We start from the raw sequence: 16,325 nt of genomic DNA on the forward strand, positions 1-16,325 counted from the left end.
CCTTACAAAAACCTTTCAAAAACCTCTTCCTCTCCGATGCCATTCGGAACATTGAATTCCGAAGCCAGACGACAGCATCCTTCCTTTATGAATGGGGATGGTGCCCGCATGATCACTTTTACCAATGATTTTCACCGTATAAAGGCGGTGACGCCCCATCCTTGTCCGTTTCCATATGGGAACTGGTCGGAATGATTCCACCGGAGGGACCTAAATCATACACTATCAAAATATATAATAAGTTTTTTCCCATCCTCAGCTTTCATTGCCTGCTGAACGCTCATCCTTTCCTTGGAATATAATATCCGTGTCACCCCATTACTCTCTGTTCCCCCGAAAAATGCTAACCATTCTATCATCGAACGCAACATCATCCTTTTCATCTATTAATTTTTCGTTTTGATTGCCCATCATATCGTTTCCCTTCGCAATAGCCTTTGATGTCATGAACATTCACAAAATTTATCTCATCTATTATTTTACTTGCTTTCGCCTTTAACTTCATTGACAATTCTGTTAGTATTTCGGTGTTTTTTTGTGCAAAATAACCAACTGAAAGACAGCCAATAATGTATTTATATATAAATCTCTATGATCAAAAGAACTTTTGTTATAGTCAGCGCCTTATCATATTTCACTAGTATTTTTTGATAAATTAAGATACTGGTTCTACTTATGCCGGCCAAATTAACTTTTGATGGACTGCGAACCTAAAAAGATGATGTCTAATCTTTGTAACATCTAATTCACATATGTTTTATTTGCTTTTTCTTTTTATAAAGAATTAGACCAAAATGGGGAACAAGTAATCATGATCACTTGTTCCCCATTTTATCGAATAATCACTTATTTTAATCCTAAGCCCCGTATGAATTACTATAACATTGCATCCTGGTTGGTCTCAATGCCCCAGAAATCACTTAATGTTTACACTTATTTTCCTTCGCTTCAATGCGTCGTCGATGCAGGATAGGCTCAGTATACCCACTTGGTTGGTTACAGCCTTGAAACACTAGGTCGCATGCCGCTTGAAACGCCACAGAGCTGTCGTAATTATCCGCGATACATTGATAGGCTGAATCTCCACTGTTTTGTTCATCCACTACTATAGCCATTCGTTGTAAAGTCTCCAAAACCTGTCCTTTGGTACAAATTCCGTGGTGAAGCCAGTTAGCGATATGCTGACTCGAAATTCTTAGTGTGGCACGGTCTTCCATCAACCCTACATTGTTGATATCGGGTACTTTGGAACAACCAATTCCTTGTTCTACCCAACGTACAACATAACCGAGGATACCTTGGGCATTGTTATCCAGCTCTTGCTGAATTTCTTCCGGACTCCATTCGGGGTTTTGAGCCACCGGGATTTCCAAAATATCATCACGTAAATTTACTGGATTCTTTTTCAACTCGTCTTGCACCTTTTTTACATCCACTTGATGATAATGAAGAGCATGCAATGTTGCTGCAGTCGGTGAAGGCACCCACGCTGTATTCGCCCCCGCTTTTAGATGGCCAATCTTTTGCGTTAGCATTTCCGCCATCATGTCCGGCATTGCCCACATTCCCTTACCAATTTGAGCTCGACCTTGAAAACCGGTTGCTAGACCTATATTGACATTCGATTTTTCATAAGCTTGTAGCCATTTTGATCCTTTCATGTTATTTTTGAGGATCATAGGCCCGGCTTCCATAGAAGTATGAATTTCGTCTCCCGTTCGATCTAAGAACCCAGTATTAATAAAGGCCACCCTTTCTTTAACTTGGCGGATACAAGCTTTCAAGTTTAATGAAGTTCGACGTTCTTCGTCCATAACGCCAATTTTCAGTGTATTTCGCTGTAGACCAAGCATGTCTTCCACGCGATCAAAGAGCTCATTGGCAAAAGCCACCTCTTCGGATCCATGCATTTTTGGCTTAACGATATAAACTGATCCTTTAGATGAGTTTTGATATTTACCATTCCCCAACAGGGAATGTTTGGCAAGTAAACTAGTCATGACTGTATCCATAATCCCTTCAGGAATCTCCTCACCATTTGCATCCAGGACAGCGTTCGTGGTCATTAAGTGTCCCACGTTACGGACAAACATAAGTGAACGACCAGGTAAAGAGAATTCTTCTCCATTTGGTGCTCTGTATAAACGATCCGGGTTCATTGTACGTGTCATCATTTTATTATCCTTTTTGAAACTTACAGCCAGATCCCCCCTCATAAGACCTAACCAATTTCGATAGACCAGGACTTTATCATCAGCATCCACTGCCGCAACAGAATCCTCACAATCCATAATGGTCGTAAGAGTAGATTCCATTAGAATGTCCTTAACGCCAGCTTTATCTATTTTACCGATCGGATGACTTCGATCAATCTGAATTTCAAAATGCAACCCATTATTTTTCAATAATATCGCCGATGGCTTTCCGTATTCACCTTGATTGCCAACTAGCTTAGATTCCTCTACTAAACTCGTAATTTCTCCATTTCTGAGTGTAACAGCTAATTTCCCATCTACTACTGCATAATTTACAGCGTCTTTATGTGAATGGTCCTTTAAAGGAGTTACTTGATCAAGAAAATCCTTTGCAAATGAAATGACTTCTCCACCGCGTACTTCATTGTAGCTCCCTTCTCGGTAGGCTCCTTCTTTTTCGCTAATAACATCAGTACCATATAGGGCATTATAAAGGCTTCCCCACCTTGCATTTGAAGCGTTAATAGCATAACGAGCATTATCAACCGGGACAACTAGCTGCGGACCGGCTTGGAAGGCAATTTCATCATCTACCCCTCCTGTCGTAATATGAAAGTCTTCTCCTTCAGGTTCGAGATAGCCAATTTCTTGTAAAAATGTTCTATATTCAGCAAAGTCCATCTCTTTATTTTCTCTATGCCATGTATTGATTTTGGTTTGAATTTCATCACGACGAGCTAACAATTTTTTGTTTTTTGGAGACATGTCATGTACCAATTTTTCAAAATCAACCCAAAATTGTTCCTGATTCAGTTCGCTTCCAGGCAGCCCATCTTTATTGATAAATTCAAAAAGTACCGAAGCCACTTGAAGATTACCTACTTTCACATATTCTCCCATGATGTATTCCTCCTCTAAAAATTAGTTTGACTACCGGCATACGCCGAGATAATTTTCTTAAACCTGGTGATCTCCCCCCCCTTTTAACGGGTTCAATGCTTAATTTGTTTTCGATTTCAAGTTCTCGAATTTATTGTTTTGTTATCTTATAATCAATTTCAAGTTTATCGTTAGAGATGTCAATGTGGTATGAACACCTTTTTCTTCAATTGTAAAATGAAATCCCATTTTTTTAGAACACCCACCTTATGTTTCCGTTTCCTGGTAGATATATCGGTTACTGCCCAACTTCCAATTTGGTTGTTAATTTATTCCAATTAATGAATTTTTCCAAAAAGATCGATATAATGACACCCATAATGAGACCATTTGTAATGAAAGGCTGCAAGAGGACAGGTAAACTGCCGAATAATGCTGGCGGGATGTTCATAATGCTAACTCCAACTAGGACTGGCCCCGCTATACGGAGTATCGTTTCAGAGTTGAATAACGTTCCTTTCAGGCTGTTTAATGCGGTCCCGAACAATTGAAGGTATGCGACAAATAAAACAGCGTTACCTATTGTTAATGGTATTGTTCCTAAGAATCTCCCTAATGGCGGTATAACTCCAAGGAGAGTAAACAAAAATCCGCTTATAATGAATGGCTTTCGTTTAAATAGCTTGGTACTTTGTAAAAAACCTATCGTAGATGTAAATGGTGTAAAAGGGACCAAGCCAAAAAACGAAGTGATAAACGCAAAAATACCTGTTACAAAAATAGATCTCCTGTATTGACTATGTTCCACCTTTTCCTTGTATACATCTGCAACAGCTTGAATAGAAGCGAAAGAATTCGTTAAATTCAGAAGGACCGCAAAAAAGGAAACAAAAATAATACCAATATTCAAGTTTGGAGTTCCAAGGGGAAAGAAAGTGAATGCCATACCTGAAGAGCTAGCCGTCGGAAGATCTGAAGGGAAAATAATTCGATATAATGACCATCCAACGATAATTCCGATCAGGATTGAGAAATTGCCTAGTATTTTCCCTCCTTTAATCCTTAAAAAGCCGACGAAGATGACAATCAAGATTGAAAACAAACTGACAGGGAGATCGATTGTTCCACTTTCGGTTATTTTAAACATACCTTTGAAGAAAATAAAAATGAGCTGAAAGGTCAGTAAAAATATATAAACACTTATCACCATCGGCTTAATTACTTTTTGTATGATATAAATCAGGTTAAATGCCGCAAGCAGTACGGTTACAGCTCCAGCCAGCAAAACACCTGTTGCAATTCCTCCCCCTACGGTTGCAAAATCCAATCCGAGTGCAGATGCAGAGATGCCCATATTTATCATCAGCCCCCACATTAGCCCCGAGTGGCTGTCCAATAATGGATAACGATGTCCAATCCAGGCCTGCAGAATACAGGATATGCCTGTAAAGATAAAGGAGCATCTTATCGTCATTTCAATTGTTTCTGTAGGAAGTTGGAATGCTGCTCCTACAGAAATTGGTACGACAACCGTATTGGCAAAAATAAAAAAAAGCCACTGTAAAGACGAGAATAATGTTACAGTAACTCCTTGCTGTTTCATCTTAATCATCACCATTTCCGATTTCTGGATTTTTTGTAAAATCAGTTTGCTAGTTTTTAAGGAAGCCAATCGTAAACATTACAAATCATCACTTTTTTATAAATAAAAATATAAGCGAAGCGCTGTCTTCATTACATCGCTTCGCCTTAATCACTTTTTTTGTTTTTTAAAGAAGAAACTTAAATTATATTGTAATGTTTAATAATCTTAACCTTTTCTAATATCTTGTTATATCCATAGGCAATGCCCCTGCAGCAAAGCCTACAAACATGAATCGACTGTTTCCTGTATTACGCATACCATGAATTTGATTAGGCTTGGCCAATACTACCATTCCTTTTCTGATCGTAATCTCATTCTCCAGATCAGGAAAGTATGTTCCTTCCCCCTCAATGCAAACCCAAATATCATCAACATTCGAATGGGAATGTAAATATACTTCCTGCTCAGGTTCAAGACACCAAACTGCCCCGACAGTTTTATCCGTTTCATAGAAATAATTTTTTTGTGGTGCATTAGAATCGAATTTTGCTATTTTATCGATTTCAAAAACTCTTTCCTCTATTATCGACTTTTTGTTCAAAATTACATTCTGGTCCATACCTCAGCACCTCTTTTATATTTAATGGTTTTGAATTACACTTACCGGATCTCCCTAAAATACAATTCTGCCCGCATTAAATCTCTTGAAGTTGTCATTTACTCATTTCTTCTAAATGATGTGACCTTTTACAAGGATGCATCGCGATTACAATCTTTAGAGTAAACATAAGTTAAATTTTCTCTGCCTACCGCATAGGCTGCTTGATGTACATATGGACCCATAAAAATGTAATCTCCTTTCTTTACGGGAACCCACTGATTATCCAGGTTATACATCCCTTCTCCCGAGAGTAAGTAGGCTCCATGTTCTTGCACATGTGTTTCGATGAACGGATGAGATGCAGCGGGATCAAAGGAAAGAATATGAAAATTCATATCAAAATCTATATCAGCAGGCAAAAGATCCTTAAGATGGACATTATGCATATCATCATAAATCCTGAATTCAATGTTGTTAGCATGGTTTGAATGGACCCAAGGCCTCCGTCCTTCAAGTGGACGATACTTTTGCTTATATAGGAATAGTTTAGAATCTCCATCCGATTGGTTTTCTAAATACATCTTTGTTCCTGGCGGACAGTATAAATAACCGCTTTCACCGAGGACAAACTCTTGTTCACCTGCAGCAGCTTTTATTTTCCCTTCAATAACATAGACAAATGTCTCAACATTATCTTGTCCACCAAACCCCTCGCTGTTCTTTCCTCCCTTTTGCATTGTCACAATGTAATCGACAAAGCTTGCTCCAAGCTTTGGAGAACCCAAAATGGAAATGATACAATTCTCAAATCCCGGAACAACATTATTAACCAATCCTTCAGGTGCAATTAAAGCATATTTACCGTGCTCAATTATTGATCTGCTTGCTAATAAATCTTTAGGATAACCCATCTTTTAAACTCTCCTTTTAATCGTATTTTATTTGAAAGTATGTGCCTCATGGTGTGCCCTGGTTTCCGCTATAAATCAACTTATAATTGAAGCTTGTTTCCATATATTATTAGCTTGTTAGAAACGATTAAGTCCCTTATATAAATATTAACCGCTTTCATTTAATTAGTCTTTATGCCTATTCGATAAAAACGTTTTATATTTTTGTTCATTATAGATAAAAAGATTTTCTCCAGCCCTTTATGCTTAACGACCCTAGATTTTAATTTTTTCCACAGTGGTAATGCTTCCATTTTCAAAAACAATAGCCCCATTGACGATCGTTGTTGTTACTTGCCCTTTGAATGTCCTGCCAACATAAGGCGACTGCTGATGGCGGTAGAACAAATCTTCCTTTTTCAGCTCGAAGCTTTTGTTCAGATTAACTATTGCCAGATCAGCGTCGCTATCAACGGCTATTATCCCTTTATGGGGATAAAGGCCAAATAACTTAGCTGGATTCGTTGATGTTAATTCAACAATTTTCCCCAGAGGAAGATTACGGTTGAAATGCCCCTCCGTCAACATAATATTGAGCGTAGATTGGGCACCGGAAATCCCACCCCAGGCACTAAAAAAGTCATTATTTATTACTTCTTTCATAGAAGCAGGTGCTGGTGAATGGTCGGATGCTATTACGTCAATTTCACCGTTTGCCACAGCTTCCCATAATTGTTCTACTTCTTCATCATCACGCAGTGGAGGGCAGCATTTTGCCAATCCGCCTTTTTCCTCTAAGTCTTTTAATGTCAAAGATAAATAATGAGGGCATGTTTCTACCGTAATATCCAGGCCTCTTTGCTTTGCCTGATTGATGACCTCCACTACTTTGCGGCTGCTCGCATGAACAATATGCAGTTTACACCCTGTAGCTTCTGCATATGAAATTATTCTTCTTACCGCTTCAATTTCGGAAATTATCGGTCTTGATTCGACGAAGTCTTTTGCAGTCGTCTTATTTTGTCTTTGTTTTTCTTGTGCAAGCTGATCACAAATGACTGTACTTTCAGCATGAACGGCTAAAAGTGAACCTACAGAGGCGATTTCTCTCATCCCTTTAAAAATCGTACTATCATCAACATGATTGAAATCGACAATTCCGCTCGGTGACATAAAAGCTTTAAATCCAATTACTCCATTTTCATCAAGTTCCTTAATATTCTCAATATTTTCCGGTATAAGTCCACCCCAAAAGCGGCAATTGATTACCGACTTTTCTTCGGAGCAAGCTCTCTTTAATGCCAGATATTCTTTATTGATTGTTGGTGGTGTACTGTTCAATGGCATATCAAAATAGGTTGTCACCCCACCTGCCGCTAAACTTCTGCTACCAGTTTGAACACCTTCCCACTCAGTTCTGCCTGGCTCGTTGAAATGAACATGAGTATCAATTAATCCTGGGAGGATGTGCTGCCCCTCAGCATTAATTTCTCTTGTTGCTAAAGCATCAATATTCTTTCCAATAGTCACTTCTTTAATTTTCCCTTCCTTAATTGCAATATCTCCTTGAACAATCGAATCAAACATTACCAGATTTCCATTTCTAATGAGTAAATCATATGTAGCCATAGGTTCATTCCTTTCCATGGGAAATCAAACTTTATAAAAACTTTTAAGGAGAATCCTCTTTACAAGTTGCCTGATGAAGAAACGAACATTTCTTTGGGCAGCTGAAATCGTATATATTCGGAATTAAATACAACTATTACATTCTGAACATCGTTTTGAGGTTTAGTAGATTCCACTAAAACTTCTATCAAGCAATTTTGGAATGAAACTTACAATCCATTTCCCAACTTAATCGCATCCACCTTTATGGAAACGGGAAGCGAGATGCGCAGCCTTGGCTGTTATCTTGTTTTGTACGGCACCCTCACCAAGGTCGTCAATACTGATTCATTTTTTTAATATTCGGACTCTTTTTCTGACTATTTCACGTTTCCATCAATTAAGCCCCTTTAACCACATCCTCTCGTTTCTGTTGCGCTTTTTAAAACAAAAACAATATAGATGAACGAATGCGAGCATCGTACCAGAAAAATATAGAGCAATTAATAGCTTGAGAGCAGGCAAAAACTGGCGGATTGTATGCGCTTCAAAAAATAAATATAGTTTCTAAATATAATAAAAACTTGGGATTCAAGGAATGTAAAAAAAATCTTGAAAACAGTTTCATTAACCTTCAATCCTCTATACAATTGATTATAAGCGGATTCATTCACAAAATCATTATGCGGTGTAAACAATTTCCATTTAAATTTTTGTCCAAATTTAACAAGATTCGTTTGCTTCCCTTTCTAGTAATAAAAACTGACAAAATGTAGAATTAGAAGGTGTATGATGAAAAAGGTAGAAGATTTATTTATCGTTGATGTGTTTCAAGAAGCCAAAATTATTGCTGGACATGCCGGACTTAAAAGGAAAGTAGAATCAATTGAGATTTCAGAAACACCAGATGCCATCAATTTTTTAGCTAAGAACTCACTATTATTGACAACAGGATACGCTTTTAAAAACGACCCTCATGCATTATGCAATCTCATTTCCCAAATTAATGAACTACCATGTGCAGGGATTGCCATTAAACTTAAAAGATTCATTGATAAGATCCCGCAGGATGTAATCGAATTGGCTGACTCATTAGAATTTCCAATTATTCAAATTCCAGAGACATTAACATTAGGTGCGGTTGCTCATCAATTATTAAGCTTTATATGGGATAACCAAATTGAAGAGTTATTCTATGCGATGCATATTCACAAGGAATTTACCAATATGATGATAAAAGGCTACAGTCTGAATTCTTTAATTGAAAATCTTGGCTCCCTATTAAAATGTCCTGTTCTACTACTTGATCCTATTGGTGATGTGACATCCTTTTCTCATCATTTTCGTACAGGAAATATGAAAATCGTCATGAAAAATGTTCAAGAACAAATTAAACGTGATATAGAAACATACCTGGAGAAAAACCAGCTTACTATCGACATCCAAAATACGGACATTTCTATAAAGATGTTTCGGGTGAAAACAATGCGTCCCTATCCCTATTTTCTATTAATTCTTCACCCTGAGAAGCTTTCATACCCATCTTCACAATTAGCTATAGAACAAGCATCAACAGTCATTTCATTCACGCTACTTAAAAACGAGGCCATTAGAGAAAACAGTCGTTTGTTAGAAAATAACTTTTTTGCTTCCCTTGTTGATGGAAAGATTTCTAACAAACAAGAAATTATTCATAGGGGAAAACAGCATGGCTTAATCGACAATATGAAATACGTATGCATTGTGTGTAAGATTGATGATGATAAACAAAACGCTTTACAAAAAAGTGCAGACATAATGAATAAATTATACGACTATTTATATAAATTTTTACATAAATCATTTTTAAAAATAGATACTAACAACATCGTTTTTATGAAAGATGGATATTTTGTTATTTTGATGCAAGCTCCTCTGAATATTAATGATTCGATTAAAAGCATAATAGAAGAAAGGCTGAAGGAATTCCAGAATGAGGCTTATTCAAATCTGAAAATTTCGTTGTCGTTTGGAGTTGGTAACTTTTCTAATGACCTTACCTATATCCACCTTACATACGAAGAGGCAGTGGAAGCATGGACAAATGGGGCTGAACTGTTTCAAAATAAATTTATCAACTTTTACGAGACCAAGCAATTAATCGAACTGATTCGGTTAATTCCCGAAAAAGATTTAAAAAAATTTTATGAAAATACTTTACGTTCTTTATCCTACCCGAAAAATAAAGATGAAAAAGACTTAGTTAATACCTTATTGGTATATTTGGATAATAATTGCGAACTTGCTATTACATCCAGGAAACTGTTTGTTCACCGTAATACCGTTAAATACCGAATTGCCAAATGTGAGGACATGTTGAATTATTCCGTTCATGATGCAAAAAACTCACTTCATTTACGTATAGCTTTACTCATGAGTTCAATTTTCAGGGGTAATAGTGATTAATAAGTTATTGTAATCACTACTAAAGCAGATATTGACTGAAGGTAAACTGCTCTACGCAGACAGAGATCAATATAAAGAGTAATTCTCGACTTTATTTTCTGGAAGTGTCTTGGATTATGAGGAATTCAGGAATTTCAGTGGCTTTTTAATGAACAAACAGAATTCCTTTTATTACATCGGATCATTGTCGATACGCATGACTGTTTCATCGAATGAAGGATCTTTGTCCAATAATTGAAATGTATTCATTTTGAAAAAACTCGTGTTCCGATACAGTCGGATCACGAGTTTTTTTGTAAGAAGTTCTCTTTTAGTTGATAGCTAAAACTTATAAGTTCCTCAATATTGTTTTGTGGCTATCTTAATCACTGTAGAGTAAAGGACTCTAGCTCCTGCACCCATATCTTCTACAGTCACGAATTCATCTGGGTGATGACTAAGACCATCTTTACAACGAACGAAAATCATTGCAACATTCGTTACATCCGCCATAGCCATTGCATCGTGACCAGCACCGCTTACAAGACTGATAGGACTGCCATCCAATTCGCTAATGGACTCCTCGATTACTTTAATCAATTGTTCATCACAGTATACAGGATCGGCTTCCATGACCTGTTCAAAATAAATTTGGAGTCCTCTAGCTTTTGCTACTCTTTCACTTTCAGTTAATATGGCATCAATGGCTTTTTTCTTACGATCCACATCTAAATCACGGATATCCAGCGTTCCTGTTACAAGGCCAGGTATTACATTACTAGCACCCGGACTTACAGTAAGTTTTCCGATGGTCGCCACTAATGGTTCATTTTGGATAGCGATGTTCTCAATGTAGGAAATGAGATCACTAGCTCCTAAAAGCGCATCTTGTCTAAGGGCAACAGGAACTGTACCTGCATGTCCAGGTTTCCCGATAATTTCAAAATAAAATCTTGTAGCACCAGCAATCCCGCGAACTATGCCGACAGGTTCATTCTCCTTCTCAAGCACAGGCCCCTGTTCGATATGAAGTTCCAAATAAGCGAGAAGTTCTTCTGGAGTACGACTAGCGTCTTTATAAGCATATGGGTCAGCAATGCCAATTCCTTTTAACGCTTCAGCAATTGTTATTCCTTGTTCATCTGCCCTTTCTAAATCTTCAGCAGTAAAGGTTCCTGCAATCGCTTTACTACCAAGGAAAGTTGAGTGAAACCTTACTCCTTCCTCATCACAAAAACCTACCACTTCGATTGGATTGTATAATAAAATGCCATTATCCTTAAGAGTTTGAACAACTTCTATTCCAGTTATAACTCCTAGAATCCCATCATATTTACCTGCTTCAATCACGCTATCTAAATGTGAACCAATCATTAAAACTGGAGCTGTAGGATCTTTCCCTTCATAACGTCCGATTATATTATTAAGAGCATCTTTTCTTACCGTCATCCCAGCTGCTTTCATCCACTTTTCAACTAGACTTTCTGCTTTTAAACTTTCCGCTGTGAAAGGTAGTCTAGTGACACCAACAGATGTGGATGAACAAGCAGCAAGTTCTTCGGTTCTAGTGTTGATTCTTATAGCATCAACATCCTTCTGAAGTTTAACCAATCGATCACTTCCCTGCCAATTTAATCTCCAAGTAAAATTTTTGTTATTTAAATCCAGTTACTTAATATGCAAAGTCATATTAACACTTTATTTAGTCTTTGCTCAATAGGAATTCTGCATGATAAGCTAATTAAAAGTTAGATTAAACGGTGACAAGCAAAAGCACTTGTCACCGTTTAATACATATCGTACATATATATAGGCTAACTAACTAAACGCCCTTTTTTTGAATGTAATAATGACCACGCATCAACTAGAGTACGTTTTGACTGTGCAATTACAATATCAGATGATTCTGTACCGACAGGTTTCACTTCAAAAGCGACTATATTCTTTATACCTTCACCAATGTAACCAATTTCTAATAGAGACCGTAAATACTCAGCTAATTCAGGAACATCAACTTCACTTCCTGGATATCCGAAACGCGGATGCTGATCGCCGTAAGCAGGATCAGAAGTATCTTTAATATAGCAATTTCCGATATGGGCATGGTTAATATAATCACGAGCTACCGTTAATGCATCATGAGACGTTTCACGTTGCATCGGTAAATGACTTAAATCAAGCATTAAACCGAAAGTGGGATCTACTTTACGAACTTCTTTTGCAACTTCAACAGCAAGTTTATTCGAACCGATTAAACATTTCTTATCAGTCTCATCATCAAATGTTTCAAGTGAGAGTACTAAATCACCTTTAGATTTTGCATAATCGCATAATTCTTTGATAGAATTCGTTAGTAATTGTAATGCGACATCTTGTTGATTATCTGGTTTAGCCCCACTTAAGAAACCAAGTTTAGCAGCATTTACTTCGTAAGCCTGGTCAATTCCGCCTTTTACTAAATCGATAGCCCTTCTACGCTCTGCTTCATCAAAAGAATTAAGGTTTCCTTTGTTTCTTAATAGAATCGGTTGTGCACCAAACCCTACATTCATTCCACCGGATTGTAAAATTTGAGCAGCCTCTTTACGTTCTTCAGGATTGTTAATAGATGTAATTTCAATTCCAGAGAAAAAATCATCTTGTACAATTTTCTTAATTGTTTCAACAGCTGGGCCCTCTCCACCCATTGTTTCCGGATAAGCCATGAAGTGAACAATTCCGACTTTCATAGAATTATGAAGATTTGCTGACATTGTTTCGCCGATTTTTCGGCTTCCCTCCTTTAATGAACCCATTATTTAAGTACAGTCAATCCTGCTTTTCATTACTAATATGTTTTTTGAAGCAATAGGTCATATCCCATTGCTTCAAAAAAACCACTTCCATCAAGAGTGATGACTATTTGGAATAATCAATCTTTTCTGAGTATTTAAATCCATTAAGTGCACCGTTGTTAGAGAATTCGCATGCGTTCTTAGGATCTGGATCAACTATAACTTCGATTAAATATGGTTTACCTGAGTCAACTGCACGTTGCAGAGCTGGTTTGATGTCATCATAATGTGTAACTAGCTCACCACGAACACCCATGCCTTCAGCCGTTTTAACAAAGTCGATTCCTCGCTCTTCATTATCACATAATTCATTTTTGTAAATTAAGTCCGTAGATATTTGGCGTTCATTATAGAACCAGTTTTGTTGTTGGCGAATTAATCCCATTAATGAGTTATTCATACAGAAAATAATGACCGGAATATCATGCTTTGCAGCTGTAGCAATATCTTGCAATGACATTCCTAAGCTTCCATCACCAAGGATGTTTACACTTTGTCTTTCAGGAAATGCAAGTTTCGCTGCCATTGCTGCACCAAGGCCCCAACCCATTGTCCCCGCACCGCCAGTTAATAAGTATGTTCTTGGTACATACGTTTCAAATAATTGACTAGACCAGATTTGACTGATACCGCAGTCATGTGATACGAAGGCATCGCGATCCAAGAATTCACGAAGTTCTCGCAATGCACGCTCTTGTCTGATTGGAAGTGTTGTGTAATCCGTTTTACGTGCCCATTTCTTACGCTCTTCAGTTAAGTTAACTCTAGTGCCTACTTCGGCAGTTGCAGCTACATGAGCACCAAGTGCTTTATGGGCTTCTGCAAGTTTAATCATGAATGTTTTAACATCAGAAACGATACCTAAAACCGTTGGTACAACTTTACCAATTTCCTTATTATCAAGATTTACGTGGATGATTTTCTTACCGTTTTGTGTGAATACCGAAACATTACCAGTTGAGCGATCAGCGAAACGTCCGGCAAGGTTGATTACTAAATCGGCTTCAACAATTGTTTTGTTACCGAATGGAGTATCAAGCATCGTTCCCATACGTCCAGCGAATAAAGGGTGATCGTTAGGGAATGTATCCATCCCCATGCCAGAAGTTACTACAGGGATTTGCAGTTCTTCAGCTAACGCTTTTAATTCAATGGTAGCGTTCGCAATGTTGACCCCTCCACCAGAAAGTAGGACCGGTCTTTTAGCATCTTTTAATAATTCTAATGTTTTCTCTATATCAGCGTCGGAAGCTTGTGGTAAGTTATCGACTGGAGTAGAACCGATAAGCACATCCAAGTCTACTTCTATTTCAACTTTTTGTTGATCAACCGGTAAATCAAGAAGCACTGGACCTTTTCTGCCAGTAGTAGCTGTTACCCATGCTTCATGGATAAATTCAGCAGCTTTCGAACCGTCAGTTAAACGGTATGCAGCTTTCGTTACAGGCTTTGCCATTTCAACGATAGGCGCTTCTTGGAATTGCATGGTTCCAATTAAACTATTTTTTTGTTGACCGGTAATGGCTATCATTGGAATGGAATCCATCCATGCACCGTAAAGGCCAGTTAAGAAGTTAGTTCCACCAGGACCTGATGTGGCAGCACATACACCTACTTCACCAGTTGCTCTTGAATAACCATCAGCCATGAAAGCACCCGTTTGCTCGTGACGAACAATATATGATTCGATTTTAGTTAATTCTTTTATTGCATCATAGAATGGTAAAATTGCAGCTCCCGGTACACCATAAACATGCTTCACCCCTCTTTTTTCTAAATACAAGGCAATTAACTCAGCAGCTGTCATTTTTTGTTTAGCCATCTATATCTCTCCCTTTTGATCCTTTTTTATATTTTCAAAGATTTGAGCAATCGAATCTTTATCCCCAACGTTGCCTGGAAATACGATATAAGGTGTATCTTTAAACTTAGCTTCACTTCCGGTTAACCATACTGGAACACCGGCGATCGCTTGCCCTAAAATTTTTGCATATTTAATATCTAAGCCGTCAGTTGCCACATCACTCGAAGTTATACCACCTTTTGCAATGATGAATTTCGGCTTTACTTTCAGTGAGCGAATAACTTTAACTAAAGAACTTGAAACAGTTTGACTAATCTTCAAGTTTTCTTCCTTATCTTTCGCACTAATTAAATCCCTACTCGTATATACAAGCGTATCGCGATTAGAAGAAATATTTTTATCTACTAATTGACATACTCGGGTTAGCTCTTCAATTCTCGTTTCTTCATTCAGAACTTTCACAACATTCATTTCGATTTGTTCAATCGGGTATTTATTCATTAGTTCCTTAATTTGTTCCGTAGTTTTATTCGTGTGAGAACCTACTATAATAAAGCCACCATTGTTTTGGCTTTCATCATTTGAAACAATCTCATTAGCTGATAAATATGGACGATCCTGAATGCCCGCAATCGATTTTACAATAGATGCCGCAGTTCTAAACAAGAATTGTTTGCCAGAATCAATTGCTTTAAGGACAGCTAATGATACGATGTCCAAGTCATAGTAAGATTTAGCATTTACTATAATAGGAGTATTATTGTTAGCAGATAGTAAAATCTCATAAACTCTATCAATGCCGCCATTATGAATATCTTCCAGTGAAATGATCAATGCTGACTCTGAAGCTACGTTTCCATTTGTCTTTTCTTCAATCCATTTTGGCAAATTAGCGGTTTTGAAACCGAAAACGGAATCATTCGCAAATTCTGTTTCATTTACTGGGACAAGCTGGCCTTCCATACCTAAATAATGAATATTGTCTATGGTGTAACGATGTGCTTCAAAAAAAGCCGGAATGATTAAATGACCTGAAATTTGTACATCAGCAGTTTTTAATAATTCATCTTGGAGCACATTAATTTCAAGTGGATAATGCCCTCTTAATGTTGAGTCACTTCTACTGATAATTGAATAATTGATTCCCATTTCCTTAGTAACGTCAACAATGTTTTGGACAATCTCCCTATTGATGATTTCCGTCTTTTCTGCATTATGACTTCTTGTGTTTGTTAAAATATAAAGTACACTTCTCTCATCAGATAATCCTTTTTTAATCCAGTCTTTTCCCCAGTCTGTGATGACAAAAATATCATGTACCGTCTGGACACCGGTTGGATCATCATCTAAAACGATAAATTTATGTTTTGTTTGGTTTAAATGAGCTTTGATTTCAGCACGAAGGCTGTCATCCGATTTAGAGAAGAGGTCTAAAGTATCCTTTAAACTTAGATATTGGGTTGCGTTTGACAAAAAACCTCCCCCTTTCATTATCTAAAAATGTG

10 protein-coding genes are annotated in these 16,325 nt (G+C 37.4%); 1 reads left to right on the plus strand and 9 read right to left on the minus strand.

Annotation, left to right across the window (positions count from 1 at the left end; translation table 11 throughout):
- Positions 1–920 precede the first annotated feature (920 nt).
- From J7I96_RS04670 to J7I96_RS04690, 5 genes are all read right to left on the minus strand, one after another.
- On the minus strand, positions 921–3,095 hold the full coding sequence (locus J7I96_RS04670; protein ID WP_214925495.1) for a malate synthase G: 2,175 nt from the start codon (positions 3,093–3,095) through the stop codon (positions 921–923).
- A gap of 277 nt (positions 3,096–3,372) precedes the next feature.
- On the minus strand, positions 3,373–4,677 hold the full coding sequence (locus tag J7I96_RS04675) for a uracil/xanthine transporter (RefSeq protein WP_214769813.1): 1,305 nt from the start codon (positions 4,675–4,677) through the stop codon (positions 3,373–3,375).
- Between the two features lie 217 nt (positions 4,678–4,894).
- On the minus strand, positions 4,895–5,278 hold the full coding sequence (locus J7I96_RS04680) for a cupin domain-containing protein (protein ID WP_194719361.1): 384 nt from the start codon (positions 5,276–5,278) through the stop codon (positions 4,895–4,897).
- A gap of 128 nt (positions 5,279–5,406) precedes the next feature.
- Positions 5,407–6,171 carry a (S)-ureidoglycine aminohydrolase gene (allE, locus tag J7I96_RS04685; RefSeq protein WP_214769816.1) on the minus strand — a complete coding sequence of 255 codons (765 nt, stop codon included), beginning with the start codon at positions 6,169–6,171 and terminating at the stop codon, positions 5,407–5,409.
- Between the two features lie 255 nt (positions 6,172–6,426).
- Positions 6,427–7,779, minus strand: a complete 1,353-nt coding sequence (locus J7I96_RS04690) for an allantoinase (protein WP_214770183.1) — start codon at positions 7,777–7,779, stop codon at positions 6,427–6,429.
- 771 nt (positions 7,780–8,550) lie between these two features.
- On the opposite strand from J7I96_RS04690, the gene J7I96_RS04695 reads away from it, so the two are divergent.
- Positions 8,551–10,203 (plus strand): PucR family transcriptional regulator, encoded by a 1,653-nt coding sequence (locus tag J7I96_RS04695; protein WP_214769819.1) that lies wholly within the window; start codon positions 8,551–8,553, stop codon positions 10,201–10,203.
- Positions 10,204–10,542: 339 nt separating this feature from the next.
- Here J7I96_RS04695 and J7I96_RS04700 read toward each other — a convergent pair whose 3' ends face one another.
- The 4 genes from J7I96_RS04700 to J7I96_RS04715 form a co-directional block, all read right to left on the minus strand.
- Positions 10,543–11,793 carry an allantoate amidohydrolase gene (locus tag J7I96_RS04700; protein ID WP_214769822.1) on the minus strand — a complete coding sequence of 417 codons (1,251 nt, stop codon included), beginning with the start codon at positions 11,791–11,793 and terminating at the stop codon, positions 10,543–10,545.
- A gap of 203 nt (positions 11,794–11,996) precedes the next feature.
- Complete coding sequence (locus J7I96_RS04705; RefSeq protein ID WP_214770187.1) at positions 11,997–12,935, minus strand: sugar phosphate isomerase/epimerase family protein; 939 nt, start codon at positions 12,933–12,935, stop codon at positions 11,997–11,999.
- A gap of 145 nt (positions 12,936–13,080) precedes the next feature.
- The gene (locus J7I96_RS04710) at positions 13,081–14,838 is read right to left on the minus strand and encodes a thiamine pyrophosphate-binding protein (protein WP_214769825.1); all 1,758 of its coding nucleotides are present in this window, start codon (positions 14,836–14,838) and stop codon (positions 13,081–13,083) included.
- Positions 14,839–16,293 carry a four-carbon acid sugar kinase family protein gene (locus J7I96_RS04715; protein ID WP_214769827.1) on the minus strand — a complete coding sequence of 485 codons (1,455 nt, stop codon included), beginning with the start codon at positions 16,291–16,293 and terminating at the stop codon, positions 14,839–14,841. It abuts the gene before it with no gap.
- Between the last annotated feature and the right edge of the window lie 32 nt (positions 16,294–16,325).

This window comes from Bacillus sp. ISL-78 (assembly GCF_018613455.1).
Taxonomy (GTDB): domain Bacteria; phylum Bacillota; class Bacilli; order Bacillales; family DSM-1321; genus Peribacillus; species Peribacillus frigoritolerans.

What these genes read in the sequence shown, in the direction of transcription:
- J7I96_RS04670 (WP_214925495.1), bottom strand. Translation starts at nt 3,095, where the DNA reads ATGGGAGAATATGTGAAAGTAGGTAATCTTCAAGTGGCTTCGGTACTT.
- J7I96_RS04675 (WP_214769813.1), bottom strand. Translation starts at nt 4,677, where the DNA reads ATGAAACAGCAAGGAGTTACTGTAACATTATTCTCGTCTTTACAGTGG.
- J7I96_RS04680 (WP_194719361.1), bottom strand. Translation starts at nt 5,278, where the DNA reads ATGGACCAGAATGTAATTTTGAACAAAAAGTCGATAATAGAGGAAAGA.
- allE (WP_214769816.1), bottom strand. Translation starts at nt 6,171, where the DNA reads ATGGGTTATCCTAAAGATTTATTAGCAAGCAGATCAATAATTGAGCAC.
- J7I96_RS04690 (WP_214770183.1), bottom strand. Translation starts at nt 7,779, where the DNA reads ATGGCTACATATGATTTACTCATTAGAAATGGAAATCTGGTAATGTTT.
- J7I96_RS04695 (WP_214769819.1), top strand. Translation starts at nt 8,551, where the DNA reads ATGAAAAAGGTAGAAGATTTATTTATCGTTGATGTGTTTCAAGAAGCC.
- J7I96_RS04705 (WP_214770187.1), bottom strand. Translation starts at nt 12,935, where the DNA reads ATGTCAGCAAATCTTCATAATTCTATGAAAGTCGGAATTGTTCACTTC.
- J7I96_RS04710 (WP_214769825.1), bottom strand. Translation starts at nt 14,838, where the DNA reads ATGGCTAAACAAAAAATGACAGCTGCTGAGTTAATTGCCTTGTATTTA.